21 protein-coding genes are annotated in these 24,114 nt (G+C 40.7%); 2 read left to right on the forward strand and 19 right to left on the reverse strand.

All coding sequences use genetic code 11. The features are described 5' to 3' along the window. Positions 1 to 51: 51 nt before the first annotated feature. Positions 52 to 330, forward strand: a complete 279-nt coding sequence (locus LG336_RS14540) for a hypothetical protein (RefSeq protein WP_404328224.1) — start codon at positions 52 to 54, stop codon at positions 328 to 330. A 150-nt stretch (positions 331 to 480) separates the two neighbouring features. Further along, entirely contained in the window at positions 481 to 1,164 is a 684-nt protein-coding gene (locus tag LG336_RS14545) for a Nif3-like dinuclear metal center hexameric protein (RefSeq protein ID WP_404328225.1), read from the forward strand. Between the two features lie 160 nt (positions 1,165 to 1,324). Here LG336_RS14545 and LG336_RS14550 read toward each other — a convergent pair whose 3' ends face one another. From LG336_RS14550 to LG336_RS14640, 19 genes are all read right to left on the reverse strand, one after another. After that, positions 1,325 to 2,251, reverse strand: coding sequence for an aldo/keto reductase (locus LG336_RS14550; protein WP_404328227.1), 927 nt, complete (start codon positions 2,249 to 2,251; stop codon positions 1,325 to 1,327). A 135-nt stretch (positions 2,252 to 2,386) separates the two neighbouring features. Next, complete coding sequence (locus tag LG336_RS14555; RefSeq protein ID WP_404328228.1) at positions 2,387 to 4,165, reverse strand: ABC transporter ATP-binding protein; 1,779 nt, start codon at positions 4,163 to 4,165, stop codon at positions 2,387 to 2,389. After that, complete coding sequence (locus LG336_RS14560) at positions 4,166 to 5,920, reverse strand: ABC transporter ATP-binding protein (protein WP_404328229.1); 1,755 nt, start codon at positions 5,918 to 5,920, stop codon at positions 4,166 to 4,168. Between the two features lie 371 nt (positions 5,921 to 6,291). Continuing rightward, complete coding sequence (gene menE, locus LG336_RS14565; protein ID WP_404328230.1) at positions 6,292 to 7,815, reverse strand: o-succinylbenzoate--CoA ligase; 1,524 nt, start codon at positions 7,813 to 7,815, stop codon at positions 6,292 to 6,294. Further along, positions 7,812 to 9,395, reverse strand: coding sequence for an AMP-binding protein (locus tag LG336_RS14570; RefSeq protein WP_404328231.1), 1,584 nt, complete (start codon positions 9,393 to 9,395; stop codon positions 7,812 to 7,814). The genes menE and LG336_RS14570 overlap by 4 nt, the downstream gene beginning before the upstream one ends. A 134-nt stretch (positions 9,396 to 9,529) precedes the next feature. Continuing rightward, positions 9,530 to 10,240, reverse strand: a complete 711-nt coding sequence (locus LG336_RS14575; RefSeq protein ID WP_404328232.1) for an ABC transporter ATP-binding protein — start codon at positions 10,238 to 10,240, stop codon at positions 9,530 to 9,532. Then, positions 10,237 to 10,995: an ABC transporter ATP-binding protein gene (locus tag LG336_RS14580; protein WP_404328233.1), complete on the reverse strand. Its 759-nt coding sequence runs from the start codon at positions 10,993 to 10,995 to the stop codon at positions 10,237 to 10,239. The genes LG336_RS14575 and LG336_RS14580 overlap by 4 nt, the downstream gene beginning before the upstream one ends. After that, entirely contained in the window at positions 10,979 to 11,971 is a 993-nt protein-coding gene (locus LG336_RS14585) for a branched-chain amino acid ABC transporter permease (RefSeq protein ID WP_404328234.1), read from the reverse strand. Before LG336_RS14585 ends, LG336_RS14580 begins: the two co-directional genes overlap by 17 nt. Further along, positions 11,968 to 12,822: a branched-chain amino acid ABC transporter permease gene (locus LG336_RS14590; protein WP_404328235.1), complete on the reverse strand. Its 855-nt coding sequence runs from the start codon at positions 12,820 to 12,822 to the stop codon at positions 11,968 to 11,970. The genes LG336_RS14585 and LG336_RS14590 overlap by 4 nt, the downstream gene beginning before the upstream one ends. 89 nt (positions 12,823 to 12,911) lie before the next feature. Beyond that, positions 12,912 to 14,108: an ABC transporter substrate-binding protein gene (locus LG336_RS14595; protein ID WP_404328236.1), complete on the reverse strand. Its 1,197-nt coding sequence runs from the start codon at positions 14,106 to 14,108 to the stop codon at positions 12,912 to 12,914. A gap of 191 nt (positions 14,109 to 14,299) precedes the next feature. Then, a complete protein-coding gene (locus LG336_RS14600; protein ID WP_404328237.1) occupies positions 14,300 to 15,361 on the reverse strand; it encodes a zinc-binding dehydrogenase in 1,062 nt (353 codons plus the stop codon). A 13-nt stretch (positions 15,362 to 15,374) separates the two neighbouring features. Further along, entirely contained in the window at positions 15,375 to 16,457 is a 1,083-nt protein-coding gene (locus tag LG336_RS14605) for a hypothetical protein (protein WP_404328238.1), read from the reverse strand. A gap of 19 nt (positions 16,458 to 16,476) precedes the next feature. After that, positions 16,477 to 17,229: an SDR family NAD(P)-dependent oxidoreductase gene (locus tag LG336_RS14610; RefSeq protein ID WP_404328239.1), complete on the reverse strand. Its 753-nt coding sequence runs from the start codon at positions 17,227 to 17,229 to the stop codon at positions 16,477 to 16,479. Then, positions 17,223 to 17,990, reverse strand: coding sequence for an SDR family NAD(P)-dependent oxidoreductase (locus tag LG336_RS14615; RefSeq protein ID WP_404328240.1), 768 nt, complete (start codon positions 17,988 to 17,990; stop codon positions 17,223 to 17,225). Before LG336_RS14615 ends, LG336_RS14610 begins: the two co-directional genes overlap by 7 nt. A gap of 52 nt (positions 17,991 to 18,042) precedes the next feature. Continuing rightward, the gene (gene lpdA / locus LG336_RS14620; RefSeq protein ID WP_404328241.1) at positions 18,043 to 19,512 is read right to left on the reverse strand and encodes a dihydrolipoyl dehydrogenase; all 1,470 of its coding nucleotides are present in this window, start codon (positions 19,510 to 19,512) and stop codon (positions 18,043 to 18,045) included. Beyond that, positions 19,481 to 20,755 carry a dihydrolipoamide acetyltransferase family protein gene (locus LG336_RS14625; protein ID WP_404328243.1) on the reverse strand — a complete coding sequence of 425 codons (1,275 nt, stop codon included), beginning with the start codon at positions 20,753 to 20,755 and terminating at the stop codon, positions 19,481 to 19,483. Before LG336_RS14625 ends, lpdA begins: the two co-directional genes overlap by 32 nt. Continuing rightward, positions 20,756 to 21,736 carry an alpha-ketoacid dehydrogenase subunit beta gene (locus tag LG336_RS14630; RefSeq protein ID WP_404328244.1) on the reverse strand — a complete coding sequence of 327 codons (981 nt, stop codon included), beginning with the start codon at positions 21,734 to 21,736 and terminating at the stop codon, positions 20,756 to 20,758. A gap of 15 nt (positions 21,737 to 21,751) precedes the next feature. Then, on the reverse strand, positions 21,752 to 22,711 hold the full coding sequence (locus LG336_RS14635) for a thiamine pyrophosphate-dependent dehydrogenase E1 component subunit alpha (RefSeq protein WP_404328245.1): 960 nt from the start codon (positions 22,709 to 22,711) through the stop codon (positions 21,752 to 21,754). Positions 22,712 to 22,946: 235 nt separating this feature from the next. Continuing rightward, positions 22,947 to 24,092 carry an acyl-CoA dehydrogenase family protein gene (locus LG336_RS14640; RefSeq protein ID WP_404328246.1) on the reverse strand — a complete coding sequence of 382 codons (1,146 nt, stop codon included), beginning with the start codon at positions 24,090 to 24,092 and terminating at the stop codon, positions 22,947 to 22,949. Positions 24,093 to 24,114: the final 22 nt, after the last annotated feature.

Genomic DNA, 24,114 nt, shown 5'->3' on the forward strand with positions numbered 1-24,114 from the left:
ATTTTATGTACTATTATAAGGGATATTATGACAATTAAGAGGAGTTCTAAAATGAGCTATATTCGTTTTTTTGTTTATCAGTTCCTATTACTAAGCACCGTTTTTGGTTTTAATATTTTCATTGATGGCTATATTAGTAAGCCGTTTACTCTGGTAGATTTTATTGCCATTTGCATCGGGCTGCCTCTCTTGATGATTGGTTTCAGCTTAATCTGGAAGATATTTAGACGCTTCAGTTCCACACGTTTTGGGACAAGGCTTTTACTTCTCGTACCTACTATCATTCTATCCTTCTTGTTTATTGGAGTGGTGGAGCAATTCTTCTTTTAATATTTTTTGCTAAAGGCTTGTTTGCGTAATCGATTGCAGCCAAACCAACGCTCTCCCTCTTTATACTGTATAATGAAACCATTAAAATGAGCATAAGTAATAAAGAACCTAGTGAAATGAATTAACAGATGAGCCTAACTGTTCAAAGACGTGATTCAACAATTAACAGCTTCGGAAGATAAGCTTGAAAATACCGTCGATACTTTAAAATACGGGTCCCCCGACATGGAGGTAACCGGAGTCACTGTTTCGTTTATGCCGACCTATGGTGCTATTAAGAAAACCGTTGAGTTGGGGGCGAATCTTCTGATTACCCATGAAGGGTTATTTTACAGCCATTGGGACCAAAACGATCTTGAAGAAAATCGAGTACTGGAGGAGAAACATCAATTTATCAAAGACTCAGGAATCTCCATATACCGTATACACGATTACATACATCGCTATAAGCCTGACGGAATTACGATGGGCTTAGTTCGAGCATTAAATTGGGACCAATATGTGGAGGAGTATCAGCCAGCAGCAAGTATTCTGAACATCCCAAGTGTGACGACTGAGGAAGTTGTAAATCATGTAAAAGACAAACTCCAGATTGATTACTTACGTTATGTAGGCAACTTGACCAAGCGTTGTACGCGTGTTGGAATATTGGCTGAGTTTCGAGGTGGTGGCCCAAATGTGATTCCCCTTTTTGAAAGACATCAACTTGCTCTCGTCCTATACGGCGAAGGACCGGAATGGGAAACTCCCGAATATGTACGCGATTCGATTGCTCAGGGTAAAGATAAATCCTTAATCATACTAGTCATGCCGAAAGTGAAGAACCTGGGATGAAAGACATTGCCACAAGAATGGCTGAAATGTTCCCAAATACACCGATTCATTTTATAGCTAATGAAGCTTTGTTCAAAGTGATTTAGAAACGTAAAGCACTCCCCTCCTAATTAAGTTCAATAGTGAAGGGGATGCTTTACCTCTGTCAAAACCTTTTATTTTATCTAAAAATCACATCAATCGCTTCTATCTCATCAGCAGTTAATTGAACATCTAATGTTTTTAAATTATGCAACACTTGAGTTGCATTTTTAGCACCTGGAATAATAACATCGACGGCTTCTCTTGTTAGGTACCAAGCAAGCACAAGATGAGCAATTTCTATGCCCTTTGATGCGGCAATGTTTCTTAGGTGTTCTACCTTTTCAAGCGTTTGTTCATACAGTGGTTTTTCAAAAAACTTGCCACGTCTTCCAGTCAAATCTGAATCTAATTGATATTTACCGGTTAATATTCCTTTTGCAAGCGGGAAATAAGGAATAAATGAGATATGCTGGTTGAGCGCATAGGGAAAGAACTCCTTCTCCGCATCGCGACTAATTAAATTATACTCACCCTGAACAACATCAACATAACCATCTTTGTTCGCTTCTTTTAACTGATCCAAAGTAAAGTTTGATACCCCGATGGAACGAATCTTCCCCTTGTCTTTTAACTGTTTTAATGCTCCTACAGCTTCATCTTTAGGTGTATTGGCATCTGGAAAATGAATGTAAAATAAATCTATGTAATCTGTTTGTAAACGCTTTAAGCTTTCATCAACTGCTTGCGTTAAAAAGGCTGGTGAATTATCAAGTACAATCTCTTCCCCAACATATTTATGGGCAGCTTTTGTGGCAATCACAACTTCTGAACGATTTCCTCTTTCCTTTAACACTTCCCCAATGATTTCTTCAGAGCGTTTTGGTCCATAGATAAACGCTGTATCTAGAAAATTAATGCCATTCTCCAGTCCGGTCAAAACTAATTCCCTTCCCGCCGCTTCATCTAAGCTTGGAAATAAATTATGTCCGCCAACTGCATTCGTTCCTAAACCTATCGGATTTACATATAAATCCGTATTCCCAATTCGTGTTTTCTTTTCCACTTTCAAGATCATCTCCTTTTATACTATTCTATTTAATTCAATATTTAATGATTAAAACCTGCATTAACATTACTAGTTACATGAGTTCTAATTAGAACATAAAAAAAACCAAGGATTTCCTTGGTTTTGTAATGTTCAGCCCACAACCAACGAACGATGTTGAGCTTGATGCAACTTCCAATAAAAACTCTTCCGCCCAATAAGTTCATCATGTGCCCCTTCCTCAAGGATGCGCCCTTTATTGATCACAAGAATACGGCTAGCATTTTGAATCGTCGATAGGCGATGAGCGATAATAAAGGAGGTCCTTCCCTTTAATAACGTTTCAAGTCCTTTTTGCAAAGCCAACTCTGTTTCCGTATCAATTGAGGAGGTTGCCTCATCGAGAATCAAAATTTTCGGGTCCGCTAAGAGCGTTCTCGCAAATGAGATTAATTGTCGCTGACCACTCGAAAGCCTTGAACCTCTCTCATTCACCTCAGTGAGATAACCATCCTTCATACTCGCAATAAACGGGTGAGCCTGCACCGCTTTTGCAGCGGCAATCACTTCTTCATCTGTCGCATCAAGCCGGCCATACCGAATATTATCCATGATGGTTCCAGAGAAGATAAAGGGATCTTGGAGCATAACCCCCATTTGCTTGCGTAGCGAAGCTAGTGTAACAGTCTGAATATCATGACCATCAATTTTAACACTGCCACCCTTCACATCATAAAACCGGCTAAGCAAACTAACAATTGTCGTTTTCCCTGAGCCTGTCGCCCCGACTAACGCAATCGTTTCGCCAGGTTCTACGTGAATATTGATTTTGTCGAGGATTTTTTCATCATCATATCCAAAAACAACATCCTTAAAATCAACCTTTCCTTTGATCGCTGGTAGCTCTTTCGCATTAGGAGCATCAAGGACGGTTGGCTTTTCATCCATCATTTCAAAAATACGTTCCAAATACGCCATGGCATTAATGATCGCATTATAGAAGTTTCCGAGATTCGCAAGCGGCGTCCAGAACATCCATAGATAACCAACAAAGGCAACCAGTGCCCCAACCGAAACACCATTCCCAATCATCGCAATTCCACCGATGTACACTAAAGAGACCGTTAACACCGAGATATTCTCAATCGATGGCCAGACGAGAAATTGAATTTTAATCGCCCGCAACCATGAAGTACGATAGCTATTAGAAACATCATGAAAAATCTTTTTGTTTTCTTCTTCCCTTGTAAACGCTTGGGTTACTTTTATCCCATTAATGCTTTCATGAATATACGCATTCATATTGGATTGCTTATTGCTTAACGTTTGCCAAGATTTTCGCTGGGCATTTTTAATGATAAAAATAACAGCGGCAAAGACGGGAAAACCAGCCATTGCTATCAGTGTCAGCTTCACATCAATCGAGAGCATAAAACCGAGAATGACCATAAGACTGAACAAGTCGGTAATCAAATTGATTAACCCATTTGAAAGCAAGTCACTTAATGAATTCACATAGTTCACGACACGCACAAGGATTTTGCCATGTGGTCTGCTGTCGTAGAACGAAAAAGAGAGTTTTTGCAAATGTGTAAACAAATCTTTTCGGATTGCCTCAATGATGCTGTGACCGACCTGAGACATCAAGCGGATTCGATATTTCATACAGATAGCTGTGGTCAGAATCGCTACGATAAAAATACCTGCAAGCTGAAACAAACCAGCAATATCACCATTCGGGATTTTCTCGTCAATGGCCTGCTTTATGAGATACGGTCCAATTAGCCCTGCACCACTTGCTAGCAACATAATTAATACTGTAAAGATAATCTGTTTTCGATGTGGCTTTATGTAGACCATTAACCGCTTTAAATGTGTCAGGTCAAAGGGAGTCTCTAAATCCTCATCGACATCAAACTTATTCCTTGCCATCTAGATAATCACTTCCTTGCCCTGGTGCTGTTCATCAAAATTCCCGTATTGATTTTGGAGCACATTGTAGTAATAGCCTTTTTTGTTTATGAGCTCATCATGCTTGCCGTGTTCGATAATCATCCCATCTTGCATCACCAGAATGAGATCCGCTTCTTTTACAGAAGAGATCCGATGAGCAATAATAAAACAAGTTTTATCTTTAAAATTTGCCTTAAGTGTGTTTTGTATTTTGAGTTCTGTTTCCATATCGACACTTGAAGTCGTATCGTCAAGAATAATGATGGAAGAATCCTTTAAAAACGCACGAGCCAGGGCAATTCGTTGCCTCTGTCCTCCTGAAAGACCGACGCCACGTTCGCCGATAATGGTATCATAGCCTTCAGGCAGTTTCGAAATAAATTCGTGTGCCTCGGCCCTTTTGGCCGCTTCTTGAACCGCTTCTAGAGTCGCATGTGGGTTACCATAAGCAATATTTCCCTCAATCGTATCGGAAAAAAGGAAGATATCTTGCATCACGGTAGCCATATTTTCGCGCAATTTGTAGAGATTCCAATCCTTCACATTGGTTTTATCTACACGAACTTCCCCACTGTCACTATCATAAAAGCGGCTAAGCAGATTGATTAACGTTGACTTTCCTGAGCCGGTCGGTCCGATTATTCCCACCGTTTGACCTGGAAGCACGTTAAACGAAATATCCTTCAACACAAGCTCATCACCATAACGAAATGAGACATCGTTAAAGTCCACAAACCCTTTCAGCTCCTTCACCTTCACTACTTCTGGCGGATTGACGATTTCCGGTTCAGTGTTTAATAATTCCTCAACCTGTTCAGCCGAAGCAATAAAACGCTGAACGTCATTGATCAACCAACCAGCCATCCGCATCGGGTTCGTCAATGCCCAAATCAGGGAGTTAAACGTAACCAATTGCCCAACCGTCAGTGAGCCATTAATGACCATGATACCGCCAACTAAAATCATGATGATCGTTAACACGCCAGCAAGGGAATCTAGCACAGGTAAATATCTTTCCCATATTCTGGCGGAGTTTAAGTTCTTCTCTTTAAACGCAGCATTCTCGACAGAAAACTTTTCGATTTCATAGTCTTCTTTGGCAAAAGCTTTCACGACACGATTACCACTAATATTTTCCTGCACAACCGAGTTCAATCGCGCAAACTGACCGCGAATGGCTGAAAAAGTCGGCCGAACAGAATAAGTTAAGCGAAAAGCCAAAAAGCCTATGATCGGGGTAACCGCCAGCATGGCTAAAGCTAATGGTGGATGAATATAAAACATAAGTCCTAAAGCAAAAAGCAGAATGGTCGCGTTTTCAAAAATCATGTAAATAACCCAAGCAGTAAAATGTCGAACCGCTTCCATATCCCCGGTCATACGCGCCATAATATCCCCTGTTTTTGTTCGGTCATAAAAATGAAAATCTAATTGGTGAAGCCGATCATACAATTTTCCGCGAATCTTGAAAATAGTACTCTGAGAGATACGTTCGAATATAAGCTGATAACTATAGCGAATCACCGTCTTGGAAAAAGTGACCCCAACCATAATTCCAAGTAATGGCCATAATAACTCTGTTTGATTGTCATAGATGACCTTATCAATGATCATCCCAGAGATATAAGGGTTCACCATATTTAATACCGAAACAAATAAGGCCATGGCAAGACCAAAGAATAAGCCTACTCGATATTTGCGAATATACCCCCAAACCCAACGTATGCTGTGCAAAGATCATTTCCTCCCTTCTGTCTTGTAACCTACGAATATCTAATCATCTTATCGTGCACTCTTGCTTTGTATGACCAAAAATTCATCTCCCATTGGGAAATGAGAATATGTACTCAAATGTTCGTTTAACCCTTTCTTTTTGTATTCAGGAGTGCTAACATAGTACATTCGGTATACTAAGTTAAAATACCTGCTAAAAAACAGGAGAAAATATGGTAAATAATGTTTAATAGAAATATTACACTAAAGCAAAGCTTACTACTTATACTGCATCGAAATGTTCCTACAATGAAACAGCAGAGCTACCAAAATAATGGTAGCTCTGCTCTTGGAATATGATCTTTTTTATCATCTATTATATCTATCATGAATTAAACTAATTTCTTTTCAGATCTTAAAATTGTCTTCAGTACCTTTCCGGTTGCATTTCTTGGAAGTTCCTCGAGGATCTCATAAAATTTAGGATGTTTAAATCGGGCCAATTTCTCTTCGCAGAATTGTCGTATATCCTCGATTGAGATGGATTTTGTTTTATCCTTAAGGACGATGTACGCCTTAACTGATTCCCCCCATTTTTCATCTGGTACGCCAACAACGGCTACTTCCTTAATATTAGGATGTTTAAATAAGACTTGCTCCACTTCAACAGGATAAACATTCTCTCCCCCTGTAATGAGCATATCTTTCTTCCGGTCGACAATATATAGAAATCCTTCATCATCAAAGCGTGCTAAATCTCCCGAGTAGAACCAACCATCTTTAATTGATTTTTTCGTCGCTTCTGGATTATTCCAATACCCTTTTAAAATATTTGGGCCTTTAATTATGAGTTCTCCTGTTTCGCCAACAGGAACGTCGCGGTCACTAGGGTCAACTACCCTGACTTCTGTATGCATAGGTGGCTTGCCAACAGAACCATTTTTTCGGCGACTATTTTTGGAATCGAGTACAGCAACCACTGGTGCGGTTTCTGTCATTCCAAATCCCTCGAAGAAAGGAATATTCCGTTCCTGGAAAAATTCAATTACAGTTATTGGACAGGAAGCCCCACCACAACAATTCAATCGTAGGGAGCTTAAGTCATAATCATTAAAATTAGGAACTTGAGTTAAAGCTAACCACATGGCGGGAACCAAAAAGAGTGTGGTGATTTTCTCCTGTTCAATCAGTTCCAATGTCCGCTGCGGATCAAACTTTTCATCTAAAATAATGGTTCCTCCCTTATAGATTAGCGGAGTTGTAAAGGTGCTCATCCCGCCAATATGGAAAAGAGGGGCAACGGTAAGGGTTGAATCATCTTCAACGAACGGTAAAATATGGGACGCATTGATCGCATTCCACAATGTATTCCCATGGGTCAGCATGGCTCCTTTTGGTCGTCCGGTTGTTCCTGACGTATACATCATCATGTGAACATCATCTAAGTCAATTGAAAAATCTGGTTCACCATCGCTAGCTTCATAGATATAATCCTCATAATTCACATCACCCGAAGATTCTTTTCCTACGAAAATATATTCTCTTAAATTCAATTTATTTGTTCTTACTTGACTTACTAGACTGGCTAATTTTTCATCGTAAACTAAATGACTAGAAGAAGAATCTTGGATGATGTACACGACCTCTTTCGCACTTAATCGGTAATTGATTGGTACAAAGATCGCTCCAATTTTTGCACACGCAAACATGGTTTCAAGCTGTTCATTCGTATTAAATAGTAAGGTGTTAATCCGATCTCCATTTCTTACTCCATGATCCAACAAGGCATTTGCTAACCTATTTACTCGTGAGTTAAATTCCTGATAAGTAAACCGCTTTTCATTTGAAATGACCACAAGCTTATTAGGGTTCTTATCTTTGTGGTTTACTAACCATGAACCAATTCCTTTTATCATTTAGATTCAACTCCCTTTGAAATGGTTTGCTCTTGATAATAGTCATTGTATTGTTTACGGAGAATGTTTTTCTGAATTTTTCCAGTTGTCGTCATCGGGAAATCTTCGATGAAAATGACAGATTTCGGCACCTGGAAAGACCCTAAATGGTTTTTACAATAATGGATGATTTCTGTTTCGCTGAGTTCTACCCCCGCTTTCGGTTTAACGAATGCCGTAACTGCTTCTGTCCAATGGCTATGAGGCAAACCGACAACGCTTACATTTTCAACCTTTTCATGGGCGATAATCGTATGTTCCACTTGGATCGATGCAACATTTTCCCCGCCTGTTTTAATCATATCTTTCTTGCGCTCAACAAACACTAGCAAGCCGTCTTCATCGATATAGCCAAGATCCCCAGTATGATGCCAGCCATACTTGTGGCTCTCGCGTGTTGCTTCTTGATCTTTTAAGTAGCCACTCATTACGTTTGGACCACGATGGACAATTTCTCCTACCTCCCCTTGTGGAAGAAGGTTTCCTTGTTCATCCATGATTTCTAAATCTGTAATTAAGGACGGTTGACCCCAATAAGGACCTGACTTACTCATTTGGTACTCTGGTTTAAAGATGACGGTAGCTGGATACATTTCTGTTTGTCCACTCCCCAGAGAAAAACGGCAATTAAGTTCCTTGATACCCTTTTCTAACAGAGCTTTCGGCATAGGTGCCATCGCATACATACAATAGCGCAAAGAACCTAAATCAAATTGATTTCTGCCCGGGTGGTTAATCACTGCGGCAAACATCATTGGAAGAGCAAATACCCAAGAGATTCTATTTTTCTCTGTCGTTTCCATAAAACTTTCAGGTTCAAACTTTTTAATAATGACCACTCTTGCACCGATGTTTAACATAGCGGTCATTAATGTATGCTGTGCACAGTGAAACATTGGCATCATCACAGATCCAACATCGTTTTCTCTAATTTCTGCCTCGATAATATTATTTAGACTTGCAATGTACACTGCAAGATGGCTAATCATTACCCCTTTTGGATTGCCAGTTGTTCCGCTAGTGAACATGATTTGAGCAACGTCCCTTTCGTTAATGTCCACTTCAGGCTCCCTAGAGGACTGTCCCTTAAATGCAGCAGAGTAGGATTTTACGTTTACTAGATTCTCACCGCCAATCGCTAGAATGGAATCACAGACCCCTAGTAATTGGTCAACGATCCCTTCTAAAAACTCAGCATCACTCAAAATTAATTTTGCTTCGCATTTTTCTAATACATACAATTTTTCAGATAAAGAGATTGCTGGATTGATGGGAACCCAGACGAGTCCAGCTTTTACGATTCCATAGATGGCCACTGCAAAATCAATCGAGTTGGAACAAATGGTAACAACAGAATCTCCTTTGTTAAAACCAGTGTCCAAAAGATAATTCGCGAATTGATTACATTTTTCTTCAAACTGTTTAAAGGTTAATGTGTCGTTATTTTCATCTACCAAAGCGATTTTGTCAGGGAATCGGCGTGCACTACGTCTGATAATATCACCAATTGCTACACGGTTAATGATTGAAACTCCAGTCAAAAGAAAACCTCCTTATTAATAAAACATCACTCATAGAGTACTTTTAGTAATATTCACAAGGTCCAGAATATAAGGTACCCAAATGGGTAACGATTTTTCAAAATGAAACCAATTCTCGGGATGTCTCTACAAGACTAGATCCCCAAATAAGCTTTTTGAATAAAGTCATTATCAGTTAATTCGGTTGTATCATCCTCCAAGATAATATTGCCAGTTTCTAGTACATATCCATAGTTTGCTGTTTTAAGGGCGACATTTGCATTTTGTTCGATAAGGATGATGGCTAATCCGTTTTGATTTAGCTCGATCAAGATTTTTGCTAGATCCTGGATGATAATCGGGGCCAATCCAAGGGTTAATTCATCAATTAGTAATAACTTAGGGTCAGACATCAAGCTTCTCCCTACTGCAAGCATTTGTTGTTGCCCACCACTTAAGCTACCTCCTGGAAGATTTCTTTTCTCTTTTAAAATCGGAAAATAGTGGTAGACCTTGTCAAGGTCATCGTTAATTTTCTTTTTATCCTTCCGTAAATAAGCTCCGATTTTTAAATTTTCCTCAACCGTCATCGTAGCAAATATTCTTCTTCCTTCCGGACAGTAACTAATTCCTTGACGAATAATAACAGAAGAATCTCTGCCCTCTATGTTGGTATCGTTGAAAATAATTTCTCCTTGTTTCGGTTTAACTAGACCTGTAATCGCTTTTACAATGGAACTCTTTCCTGCCCCGTTTGCACCTATTAAGGTAATAAACTGTCCTTCGTCCATGCTGAATGTCACTCCATTAACTGCACGAATTCCAGAGTATTCTACATACAGATCTTTAACGGCTAGCAATGTCATGATTCCACCCCCAGGTAGGCACGAATAACTTCTTCATCTTGTCTCACTTCTTGCGGTGTTCCGTAGGCAATTTTCTTACCGAATTCTACTACGGTTATTTTTTCGCAAAGGTTCATGACCATTTTCATGTCATGTTCAATCAAGACAACGGTGACTCCAGTCTGATGAACCTTTTTTATAATATTAATCAGTTCCTTCGTCTCATCCTCAACCATCCCTGCTGCGGGTTCATCGAGTAGGAGAACCTTAGGTTTGCATGCTAGAGCAATCGCGATGCCAATTAGTCGTTTGTGACCATAGGGTAGATTATCAACCACCAAATCCTTATAAGCGGACATTCCAACAAATTCAATCACTTCTTCTGCATATTCTAAGGCAGATTGCTCTTGCGCTTTTGTACTGATAAAAATATTTTTCAATATACTTGGTTTATGTGTTAAATAACTCCCCATTACGACATTTTCAAGGACAGTATTTCCTAGAAAAAGATTGGTACTTTGAAAGGTTCGCACGATTCCCTTTTGTACGAGTTGATTTGGCCTTTTTCCGACCACATTGGTTCCAAAATAGGAAATCTCGCCCGAATCTGCTTTCAAAAAGCCAGTGATTAAATTAAAGAGAGTCGTTTTCCCGGCTCCATTAGGACCAATCACTCCAAAAAGCTCTCCCTCATTAATTTGAAAGGAAACATCGTTTACGGCTGCTACGCCACCAAAGCTTTTGCTTAAGTTTTTGATATCAAACATGATGGTCATAATTTTTCACCTCCGGTTTCGTATCACTCTTACTCTTAAATTGTTTCTTCACCCCTTCGATAATTGATAGAAACCCATCCTTTAAAAAAAGAATGCTGAGGATTAAGGCTAGCGAGTAGACCAAAACCTGATAATCCGCGAAGCTTCTAAAGAATTCAGGAAGAATTGTAAAGATAGAACTTCCTAAAATAGGACCTAATAAATGACTTGTTCCTCCGACAATATTAAAGATAATAATGTCAAATGACCGAACAAAGGTAAACGAATGCGGAGAAATATGCGTATTATAGTGGGCGTATAATGCACCTGCAAGACCAGCAAAAAAGGCACCCATCGCAAATGCAAATATTTTATAGTAGCTAATATTCACTCCTACTGCTTGGGAGAGGGTTTCATTATTACTAATGCCTCTAAGTACTCTTCCTACCCTTGAATGCAGGATGCGATAAACAATAAAGATCGTAACCGCCAATACTGCTAGGAAAAAGTAGTAAAACCCAACCCTGGAATCAATTTGATAGCCAAACAGACTTGGATAAGGAATGCCGGATATTCCGCTAGCTCCTCCCAATGTCCCGGTTGAATTTGTGATTGACAAGCGCACAATTTCAGTCAAAGCAAAGGTGATCATGACAAAGTAAATCCCTTTTAGTCGGAGCACAATCAACCCAATAATCACCGCCAAAATAGCTGCCAGCACACCCGCTAGTAAAAAGCTAATCAGAAAAGGATATTCTAATCTCATTACCAAAAGGGTTGAAGTATATGCTCCAATCGCCATAAAAGCAACGTGTGCTAATGATACTTGCCCCGTTTGAAAGATGAGATTCCAGCTTACAGCAAGAATCATATTTAAAAATAAAAATACGACGACATGATAATAATAGTCACTGCTGATGAGAAGTGGAGCCAAAACCAAGATGATGCCAACGATGATAAACTGATTTCTGCGTGAAGTTAGAACATCTTTTATCATTGATGACTCCCCCCTAACAATCCATTCGGCTTAATCAATAGTACGACGGCAATCATGATAAAAATTAGTAAATCCGCTTCCGCTGCGCCTACATAGGTAGTCAAATAACTTCTAGATAATCCAATTATTAATCCGCCCCATAAAGCACCCATAATACTGCCTAGTCCACCTAATATCACGACAATGAATGCGTTCAATAACGCGTTGACACCAGCCATTGGGGAGACCGTATATAATGGGGTAACGAGTGCACCAGCAAAGGCAGCCAAGAATATTCCAACTCCAAAGGCTATCATTTTAATTTTCTTTACATTTATTCCTTGTACACTCGCAATTTCTTCATCTAAAGAAACAGCGATGAACGCTTGACCTGTTTTCATTTTTTTAATGAAAATATAGAACACGGCTAAGATGACCATTGAAACAATAATAATAAATACGTTATAGTAACTCGTTTTCACAAAGCCCAAATCTAACATTCCTTGAAACGGAGCCTTAATCGCTTTCGTTGTTGCTCCAAACAGGAGTATTGCTAAATTTTGCAGAAAGATGGATATACCTAAAGCTAAAATCATTGACCTTAATTCATCGTTTCCTAGTCGCCGGAACATAAATTTCTCTAGCAACATTCCAAACAAACCAATGAGGATCGCTGATAGAATAATTGCAACAAAGAAATTTACTTCATAGACTTGATACACAAAATAAAGAGCAAAGGCTCCAAGCATATAAAATTCTCCATGGGCAAAGTTGACTATTTTCATAATCCCAAAGATTAAGGTAAAGCCTAATGCCATCAAAACATAGATGGAACTCAATACCATTCCATTAATTAGGGCCTGCTCAAACATTCACTTCCCTCCAGTTCTTTTCGATGATTTGGTTGGGTCAAGGGAAGGAGAACCTGTCAAACTCCCTTCCCCTAACCTTCATTTACTAATTAATCTACATCACGAACGTCGACAATGACTGCTTTTCCGTCTTTTACTTCACCGACTACAACTGGCTTGGTAATTTGTTGGTTAATGCCATAATCTTCTTCTCCCGTCCATTTCATCTCTCCGGCTAAGCCTTCGAAACCGTCCATGCCCCTCAGCGTTTCAGCAACTTTCGCAGTATCAAAACTGTCTGTTTCCTTCATCGCTGCGAATAATAGTTTCGTTGCATCGAACCAGTCAGGCGCAATCTCTAAATATTCCTTTTTATAATCCTTCCCGTACTTTTCAATCACTTCTTGTACTTCCGGTGATTCGAAATCAGTTTGCGCATAATAAACGAAACCTTCTGCATTATCACCAGCAATGTTTAACACTTCTTGGATCGCTGGGCCACCAAAAGCTGTAAAGATTCCTTCAAAACCGAGGGCACGAGCTTGGTTCATCGCTACTCCCATTTCTCCTGGAGAAGTTCCCCCAAAAGCAATAATATCTGGCTTTGTATTTAATACCTTCGTTAAGATTGGGTTGTAGTCTTGAGTATTCCGCTCTGGAAACTCATTTGCAACGATTTCAAAATCTAATTCAAGGAAATCCTCTTCAGCATTTTTTTGTACCTGCCATCCTGATTCATCATTCGGCGATAAAAAGGCAACCTTTTTCGCTTTAGGATTTTGTTCCGCAATATAGCCAACAACCTCGGCTCCCCATTCTAGATTTGTCGGCATTACGCGGAAGCTAAATGGCTTTTCAGGCGATAGTGCTTCTGTTCCGTAGGAGTTTGTTAATATCAGGACATCATTTTTTTCTGTGATCGTCTGCATTCCTAAAACACCGGCAGACCCAATGGTTCCAATAATAAAGTCAACGTTGTCTTCAAACACTAATCGGTTGGCGGCACTAACAGATTCATCGCCAATATACTGATCATCATAGGCAATGACTTCAGCTTGATAGGTTTTTCCACCAATTTCAATCCCGCCATTTTCATTTAACTCCTTAACGGCCATTTCAACTCCGTACTGTAATGGTAAGCCCCAACCAGCTCCACCACCTGAAAACGGCCCAATGACACCAATCTTCAACACTTCTCCATCCTTGCCTCCGCCGCCATCACTTGTTGAAGAGTTTGAACTACATCCAATAAGTATTAACCCAATCAGGGAAACCAAGACCAACAAACTCATAAACTTCTTTTTCATGTTATTAACCTCCCTTTTTATTTAAAAAATAGAAAAATACAACCTATACCACAAATTAAGAAACTTATTTCAATCATCGCCTCCCTTCCAATTCCTTCAAATTCGAGAAGGACCTATAAAGTCGTCTATACCAAATGTTGTAAATATTCAGAAATATAGGGTTAAAATATACTGCGTTTTTCCTTTATTTGTTACGGTTTAATAATCACTTTAACAGCAGATGGATCCGATATAAGTGTTTCAAACGCTTCAACCACTTGATCAAGTGCGAAACGATGAGTAATTAACGGTTCAGTCTTTACTAATCCTTTTTCGAGAAATTCTAAGCCTTTTGGAATGACCGATTCCAAAATCCCTACCAGTTTAATATCTTTGTGGATGATTCTTGCTGTGTTTACAGGCGGATGCTTTTCAGGGATTCCTACTAGTCCTACAGTTCCCTTGCTGCGAACGAAATCGATAGACTGGTTGAATGTCACTGGTGCGGCTGCTGCATCAATGACAATGTCGGCCATACCTCCTTCACCGAAATGGTGTTTGCCGACACCCGTGTGTTCTTGAATTACTCCTAATAGATTATCCGTCTTTGTCACGTCAATCGCTACATCCGCTCCCATTTCCTTCGCCGCTAGAAGTCGTTGTTCAGAAACTTCTGTGACGATGACCTTTCTAACAGGAACAGTTTTCATCACTTGTGTAATTAGATTACCTATTACCCCCGCCCCGATGACGACGACTTGATCGTCCTGCTTTGGCTTGGTTCGATACATGGTGTAAATTGCAGTACCAAGAGGCTCAGCTGTAGCAGCCACTTCATCGCTCAAATTATCTGGAACTTTAAAGAAATTTACATTCAACATTGCATTTTCAATGCGGAGATATTCGGCCATTGCTCCTGGCTTTCCATATCCACTGAAGGATTCAAATAATTGTGGGCACATACGGTAGTCTTTGTTCTGACAATAATAGCACTCACCACAATAGGAAACAGTGTATCCGGTCCCTCTTTCCCCTATTATGATATCGCTTACATTTTTACCAACTTCGACTACTGTGCCGCAAAACTCATGCCCCATGATTTGATTTGGAAAAGAGTAAAGGCCCTCTTTATAACTGTGCATATCAGAACCGCAGATTCCAACTGCTGTTATTTTTAGTAAAACATCATTAGGACCAACCTCTGGGATATCCACTTCCTGAAGTTCCAACTGTCTTGCTCCTTTTAAAACGGCTGCTTTCATTTTTCTTGCCATTATGACACCTCTCTCATTTTAGGCTTTTCCTTTTATTGAGCATTGTTTCCTTGTCGTACCCATAACGCTGATAAAATCGTTCTGGAGTATCTTCTGGTTTTTTGTAATAGTACCAGGTGCATGGTTCCTTAAATGATTTCGGTGGATCTAATGGGTAAACCGGAGCACCAGACCATTCGATAGGCATCACTTCATTCATATACGTGCAATGAGCACAGTAATAAGGGAAATCTTCACGGTCAAAGGACCATGGATGGGCGTCCTTTGTCTTGCCAAACTTAGCAGGCTCTTCATAATAGCCGCGATTTACCAACCTTTGCCCGCTTCCACATGGTTCTAAGGTAAACGTGAATTTCTCATCATCCTCTTCGATTGTAAAGCCACCTGCTTCTGGTCCTACTCCACCAGTACTATGTGCTCGCCAAGTAGCAGCCAATGCCAAAACCACACCCTTGCGATCACGACTATTTATTTTCTCAAACGGAACTTTCCACACCTTTTCGGTCATGAACTTTAAGGAGGTCCCGACCTGTTCTTCACCAAAACTGTTTCCAATATAGGTTAGCAGCGCAGCAATCGATTCAACTAACAAATCGTGGAGAAGACCCCATTCATCGTCGACCTCTTTACAAAGCGCTTTTGCTGCTGAAAGGTCCATTTCCTTTAACTTTTCAACTAGTTCCTGATCTTTAATTGGCAACGTCATCTCATTTAATAGTTTCCGAGAAAACTGATAAATAAAAGCTGTTTCCCATACATCCACACCCATATGTGCCCAACGCTCTGTAATTCCACTGGAAACTTTCATTCTTATATCATCATCAATGGAAAGAAACGCTGGTTGCCATACTTTAGAAACCAAGTCATTTAATGCATCGGTACGATTTTCATCGAAGTTCAATTCAATATAGTTCAACAATTCAATGGTGGAGTCTACCATTAATTTTCGTAGAAAACCCCATTCTGATTTAATGCTTTCTGTTACGTTCACTGCCTCAGCTAACTCACCGTTATCAACCAGTTCACTTACCCGGTTCATAGTCGGTTGATTCATGAAAGCTAATTGTTCCTTGCTAAACCACTCTTGGTTATCCATCAGATTCCTCCCCTAATCTTTAAGATTTGGATCGAGCGAGCGAGATTGGATTGCAATGTGAACCCCCGTCAATCGGAATCTCAATTCCATTAATATAGCCAGCAGGCTCGGATACGAGAAACGCCACCAATTCCGCCACTTCTTGCATTTCTCCAAGTCGATTCGCGGGAACCAATTTTAATGCCTGCTCTTTAATATGCTCTGGCATGTCACTAACGGCTTCCGTATGGATTAACCCAGGTAAAATGGCATTACATGTGATGCCATGCTCCGCATATTCAATCGTTACATTCTTTGTTAATCCTAATATCCCGGCTTTACTAGCTGCGTAGGAGGATTGGCGATCGATTCCACCTGTCGCCGCAATCGAGGAGATATTTACAATCCGGCCCCATTTCTTTTCTGTCATCGATTTTAACGCATACTTCGTACAATAAAAGACTCCATTTAGATTAACGTCAATTTCACGTTTCCATTTTTCAATATCCATTTTCATAATTTGTGAGATATTATTGGTGATGGCCGCATTATTCACGAGAATATCGATACTGCCATAGGTAGACTCAATCTTTTCAAATACCTGTTTGATTTCATCGGAATTTGTTACATCCACGGTCATGAATTCGACTTTTTCATCGGGGAGTTGGTTTGAATCAAAGCGAAGATCCAAACCAACCACTATATAACCTAACTCACTTAATGTTGTGACAATTCTTTTCCCAATTCCTCTGCCAGCACCCGTGACGACAGCTGTTCGGTTCTTTGTTAACAATTAGCCGCGCCTCCATCAATAAAAATCGTTTGTCCTGTTATATAGCTAGAAGCATCTGAAGCAAGCAGGAGAAGGGCACCTACTAACTCGGTTGCTTTTCCTGTTCTTCCAAGAGGGGTTCGATACAAAATTTCTTCAAAAAATTGATCCTGATCTTGAACATTTTCTGCTACACCTGCATCCATAAACCCAGGTGCAATTGCATTAACGGTAATATTATGTTTTCCCCATTCGTAGGCGAGGGTCTTTGTCAATTGAATTAAAGCCGTCTTACTTACGGCATAAGCGCCAATCCCTTTGACAGGAACAGCTGCAGAGGATGAAGAAATATTGATGATTTTCCCGTTTCCTTTGCTAATCATATGTTCGCTGACTGCCTGTGAACAAAGAAAAGCTCCTGTCAAATTTACATCGATGATTTTTTCGAAGCCTGAAGGTTTCGTCGTCTCCATTGGAGCCATGAAGGGGCTTATTCCCGCATTATTGACAAGTACATCAATGGATCCAAAGTGTTCTAATGTTTTATTTGCCATGCTTCTGGCACTTTCCTCACTGCGAATATCCAACTCAATCGGAAGGGCTTTCCCTCCTTGTTCCTCAACCTGTTCAACGACTTCTTTGCATTTATCAAGATTTCTACTTGCCACTACAACGTTTGCCCCTTCATTAGCAAACGCTTTTGCCATCGTTACCCCGATTCCTCTACTCCCTCCAGTGACAATTACTGTTTTGCCTTCTAAGTTAAATAGCTCCGCTAACATCCAATCCCTCCTATAAACCTAGTACACTTATATTCTCGTCATTAAGACTAGTTTATTTTACAAAATGGAGCGGTTTCTCAGTGGCCAATAAAGCCAGTTCCTTAAGCCCCTCCGCTAATGACGGGTGGGGATGGATGACATCTGCCAATTCTTCAATTGTTGCCTCTAGTTGCATGGCAAGTGTTCCCTCAATAATCAATTCATTAACACCTTCTCCAACCATCGAGATCCCAAGTACTTCCCCATATTTCTCCTCAAATATTAGTTTCATCATTCCTTCACCGATACCATTGCCATTAATCATCGCTTTGCCATTAGCGATTAATGGGAAAGTAACAGTACGAACTTGATGATACTGCTGTTTCGCTTGTTTCTCCGTCAAACCGACTGCGGAGATTTCCGGTGAGGTGTAGATACAACGGGGAACGGCATGATAACTCATGCTTTTTCCTCCTATTGCTGCATTCTCTGCAGCAATCGCCCCTTCCTCATAGGCAACATGGGCCAGTGGCCATGTTGGGGTCACATCCCCGACGGCGAAGATTCCTGGTACATTGGTTTCCATTTGGTCGTTCACAACGATGAAACCTTTTTCGGTTTTTACTCCTACTTCCTCTAAGCCTAATTGACCTGTATTTGTTTTCCTCCCAGCGGCAACCAATACCTTATCCACCGTTAGGTCAAAAGAATTTTGGTCCTCAGTGGCAAGCGTGAGAGTGACTTCAGAATTATTTTGGCTAACAGATTGAATGGCTGTCGAGGTATAAAACTGGACATTCCGCTTCCTTAAGGTATTTTTCAAAACCTTTACCGTTTCCTCATCTTCCATCGCTAAGATATCAGAAAGTTGTTCAATGACGGTAATAGTGACACCAAGTTGAGAAAAGATGCTTGCAAATTCCATTCCAACCACTCCGCCGCCAACAATTGCTAAGTGATTTGGCAAGGTGGTCATTGACAAAATTCCCGTACTAGAAACAATCGATTTCTCATTAAAAGGAAGAATCTCAAGCTGCCGTGGCGAGGTTCCGACGGCTATGATGACTTTGTCTGCTTCAATCACCTTTTCATCGCTACCTTTTACTATTCTAATTCTGTGGCGACTTAGAAAAGAGGCTAAGCCTTTTTCGACGGTAACACCGGCACTTTTTAGCAGATACCCAACTCCGCCAGTTAGTTTCTTAACAATCCCTTGTTTGTTCTTTTGAAATTGCTCAAGATTTATCTGTTCAATGTTTGCTTGGATCCCGATGTTCTGTGCTTTTTGAATAGTAGCAACCGTATTGGCAAAGTGAACGTACGATTTAGTTGGGATACACCCCACATTCAGGCACGTACCTCCCAAATCTTCTTTTTCTACTAACATCGTCTTTAATCCTAATTGGCTACAACGGATAGCAGCGGAATAACCGCCAGGCCCTCCACCAATCACGACAACATCCCATTTTTGTTTAGGCACCTTTTTCTCACCGCCAATCTTCCCTGCAGATTTAGTTGATTGATAGTAGTTTCGGATTTTCAAGTATATGTTTCAATCTTTGTTGGAACTTTCCAGCCGTTTCCCCATCAATCAATCGGTGGTCCACAGTTAAACTGATTCCCATCACTTTCCCGACAACAATTTCACCGTTTTTCACGACTGGTTTTTCTTGAATGGCACCTGTTCCTACGATGGCTACTTCGGGTGAATTTAAAATTGGTGTTCCAAGAAGCGATCCGTAGCTGCCAATATTCGTAATGGTAAACGTACTACCTGTCATATCCTTTACTTCGAGTTGGTTGTTTCTAGCTTTGGAAATGAGTTGGGTCATTTGTTGCTGAATCTGACCAAGCGATAGTCGATCTGCTTGATGGATGACTGGAACAACTAATCCATCTTCAATTGAAACAGCCATTCCTATATTGATATCCTCCCAAAGGACAATTTCATTTTCTTCAATACTTGCATTTAAAATCGGAATTTCTTTTAGAACAAGGGCAACGGCTTTGATGAGTAAAGCGGTGTAAGAGATTTTAAAACCAGTAAGTTCCTTTAGCTGATTCAACTCTTCTCTAAAATGGACTAAGGCTGAGACCTCTGCTTCATGAAGGTCCGTCATTTGCGCAGTGTGATGGAGACTCGCAAACATCCGTTCAGCAATGATTTTTCTCATTCCTTTTAATGGTCTGGTTCCCTTAATCGCTTTATTACCTTGAGACAGGACTTTTTCTTCCTTCTGTTTAACTGCTACTACAGATTCTTCTCTTGCCGTTTCATTCGCGCTAGCGTTCTTTATTTCTGCAATTTTAGCAAGAACATCTCGTTTCTTTATCACCCCAGCAGGTCCCGAACCCGTTATAGCTTGCAAGTCTAGTTGATGATCTCTAGCAATCTTCAAGGCTAATGGGGAGATTTTTTTGCGTTTTCTAGGGACCTCTTCTTTAGCAGCTACTAGGTTTTTGCCAATACCTCCCGATTTGGTTTGTTCAACCAATCCAATCTTTTCCTGCACCGGTTTATGGTTCGAGGTTAACTGTTGGTATTCTTCCTTGGTTCCTGCAAGCTGAGCTAAAGTTTCACCGATGGGGTATTCATTCCCGACTTCCCCAACGATGTGCAAAAATCCATGTTCCGGTGCTTCTATCTCGTAGGTAATCTTTTCCGTTTGAATCGTAAGTAGAATATCACCCTTCGAAACCATGTCGCCCTCTTGCTTCATCCACTCATCTACCGTAGCACTCGTCATTTCAACGCCTAGTTTAGGGACTTTTACTGTTGATGACACCTATATCCCTCCTACTAAACTCTTAGCCGTCGAAACGACATCTTGCACCTTAGGGTATAAGAAGTCCTCTGTTGTTCCGACCGGAATAGGGGTAAATGCACCAGCAATCCGTTTAATTGGAGCATCTAGCTCGTAGATAGCCTGTTCACTGATTAATGCAGAGATTTCTGCCCCAAAACCACTATGGAGTGGTGCCTCCTGAACAATGATGACATGATTCGTTTTTCGGACTGATTCTAGAATGGTCTCGGTATCCAATGGAAGTAACGTTCTTAAATCGATAACCTCGGCGTCTACTCCAGTTTCAGCAAGTTCTCCAGCCGCTTCCAGGCAAGTGTGAACCATTCTACCAAACGTAATAATCGTCACGTCCTTACCACTGCGTTTAATATCTGCTTTTCCTAAAGGAATGATATAGTCTTCATCAGGGATTTCACTTTTCACGCTTAACAATGACTTGTGTTCTAAAAAGACAACCGGATTGTCATCACGAATCGATGCCTTTAATAATCCTTTTGCGTCGTAGGCAGTGGCAGGGTATACCACCTTCAATCCCGGGACATGAGTAAACCAGCTTTCTAGCGTTTGTGAATGGTGTCCACCTGCTCGGAAGCCTCCCCCAGCCAATGCTCTTACCACTAACGGCACCTTGATTTTCCCACCGGAGAAATAATAGGTTTTAGCGGCTTGATTGGCGAGTTGTTCCATGGCAATCGTGATAAAATCCATGAACATTAAATCCACGATCGGGCGGTAGCCGACTAAAGCAGCTCCAACAGCTGTTCCCATGATGCCTTCTTCACTAATCGGTGTATCTTTTACACGTAGGTCGCCGTACTTATCATATAGGTTGCGGGTGATTCCAAATGTGCCCCCCGCTCTCCCAATATCTTCACCTATCAAAAATACTTTCTCGTCACGTGCCAGTTCTTCATCTAAAGCTTGGTTTAAAGCCCAGCGAAAATTTACTTTTTTAGACATATAATCCCTCCTCTCTTAGGCATATACAAATCTTCTTGCATCATTTTCATCTGGGTACGGAGAATTGAGTGCAAAGTCCACCGCTTCATCTAGCATTCTGTTCATTTCTTTTTCAAAGCTTTGTAGATTCTCTTCTGTAACGACATTTGCTCTGCATAATTCTTCTCGGAAGGTAATAACTGGATCACGTTGGGCCCATTGTTGATATTCATCCTTTGTTCGATACTCCATCGGATCACCCTCATAATGGCCATGTAATCGGTAGGTTTTCACCTCAATTAAGGTCGGCCCCCCATTATTACGAGCACGCTCAATTGCTTTTCCCACAACCTCCGCACAGGCAACTGGATCATAGCCATCAACAATTTCTCCAGGTATTCCATACCCATAGGCGCGATCTGCCACATTTTCAATCTTCATTTGAATCTCTTGAGGGGAAAATTCTGCATATTGATTATTTTCACAAATGAATACAATTCCGAGATTCCATGTCGCCGCCATGTTTAACGCTTCATGAAAGGCTCCACGATTGCTGCCGCCTTCACCAAATCCCGAAATGACTACGCTGTCGTTATTAGACAATTTGCTTGCATAGGCAATTCCAACTGAGATCGGGATGCCACTGCCAATAATGCCACCTGTACCATAGATTCGGGAGTCCACATCCATGATATGGGCCTCCCCGCCAATGCCACTGCAGCATCCAGTCTTTTTCCCCATGATTTCCGCAAACAAGAGTTTCGGGTCAAGTCCCTTCGCTAACATTGAAGACCTTGAGCGATGATAAGGTACGAGATAATCATCTGAGCGCATGTAGAGTGAAAGGGCGGCACCCATCGTTTCATGTCCCTTACATAAATGAACCCAACCCGCTAATAGATTCTCAGCAAAAAGCTTTCCTAATCTTTCCTCAAATTCTCTAGCAAGGAGAATCTGTTTTAGTAGCTTTTCCTTTTGAAAATTGGTAATGGACATCTGTTTACCTCCTTTTTTTATGAAAGCTCTTTTCTCAAACTTTGTTGTTTTTTAAAAGAAATATAAGTGTGATGATTTTTCTTTCTGTAGGGTAGAACACATTTATAAGAAAAGAGCTTGCAAATGTACTGTAACTTACAAAATAGCTTATCTTTCGTTAAAATCGGCTTTAGGTAGTAAAAATCGGCTTATAGATTTTTACAATTTTAACAACACCCCTTACGAAAACAGCCCTTTATGAAAGCAATTGTTTTGAAATGATGTGTCTTTGAATCTCAGAGGTTCCTCCGCCAATCTGCATGAGTTTTGCATCACGCATATACCGCTCGACTGGGAATTCTTTCATATATCCATACCCACCAAAAATCTGTACTGCTTCCGTTGTCGCGCGCATCGCGATTTCCGAACCGAAAAGCTTTGCCGCAGCGGCTAGTTTATTAATTTCGCCAGCTCTTCCCTGATCACAAAGGGTCGCTCCCTTATAGGCAAGCAGTTCTCCCGCCTCGACATCAACGTACATATTTGCCAGTTTTTCTTGGATCATTTGAAATTGAGCAATCGGTTTACCGAATTGCTGTCTTTCCTTCGCATAAGCTAAACATGCTTCTAGTGCACCACGGGCAATACCAGCGCCTTGAACGCCCATAATCACACGCTCACTGTTTAGACCACTCATTAAGATATTGAGTCCTTCATTTTCGTTCCCAACAAGATTTTCTTTAGGTACATAGCAATCCTCAAAAATCAGTTCTCCCGTCGGCGAACCTCTCCAACCCATTTTTTCGAATTTCTTCCCTTTTTTAAATCCTGGTGTTCCTGCTTCAATCAAAAACACACTAATGCCTCTAGACCCAAGTTCAGGAGACGTTTTCGCATAGACCATTGCTAAATCCGCATTAGGACCGTTTGTTATAAATGTCTTTGCTCCATTTAATACGTATCCGTCCCCTTTTTTCTCGGCTCTAAGTTGCATGCTAATGACGTCAGAACCTGCACCTGGTTCGGTCATTGCTAAACAGCCAATGATTTCACCAGAACAAAGGCCAGGCAAATATCTTTCTTTTTGCTGCTCACTCGCGTTTTTCACGAAATTATCAATGACAAGGCATGCTTGATGAATAATCGTGGCACAAGTTGAAACACAAACAGCTGCAATTTCTTCGGCTACAATGCTCATTTCGGTAACTCCTAGCCCAGAGCCTCCGTATTTTTCTGGAGCCGTTATTCCTAACAATCCTAATTCACCGGCTCTTTTCCAATTCTCATATGGAAATCGCTCATCTCGGTCAATTTCATAAGCAAGCGGCGCCACTTCTTTTTGCGCAAAATCGCGAACCATTTTCCTTAACATGAGCTGTTCTTCGGTAAAATCAAAGTTCATCTGTTATCCTCCTTGTTCCTGT

The organism is Mesobacillus maritimus (assembly GCF_044803185.1).
In the GTDB taxonomy this organism is placed as follows: domain Bacteria; phylum Bacillota; class Bacilli; order Bacillales; family Cytobacillaceae; genus Mesobacillus_B; species Mesobacillus_B maritimus_B.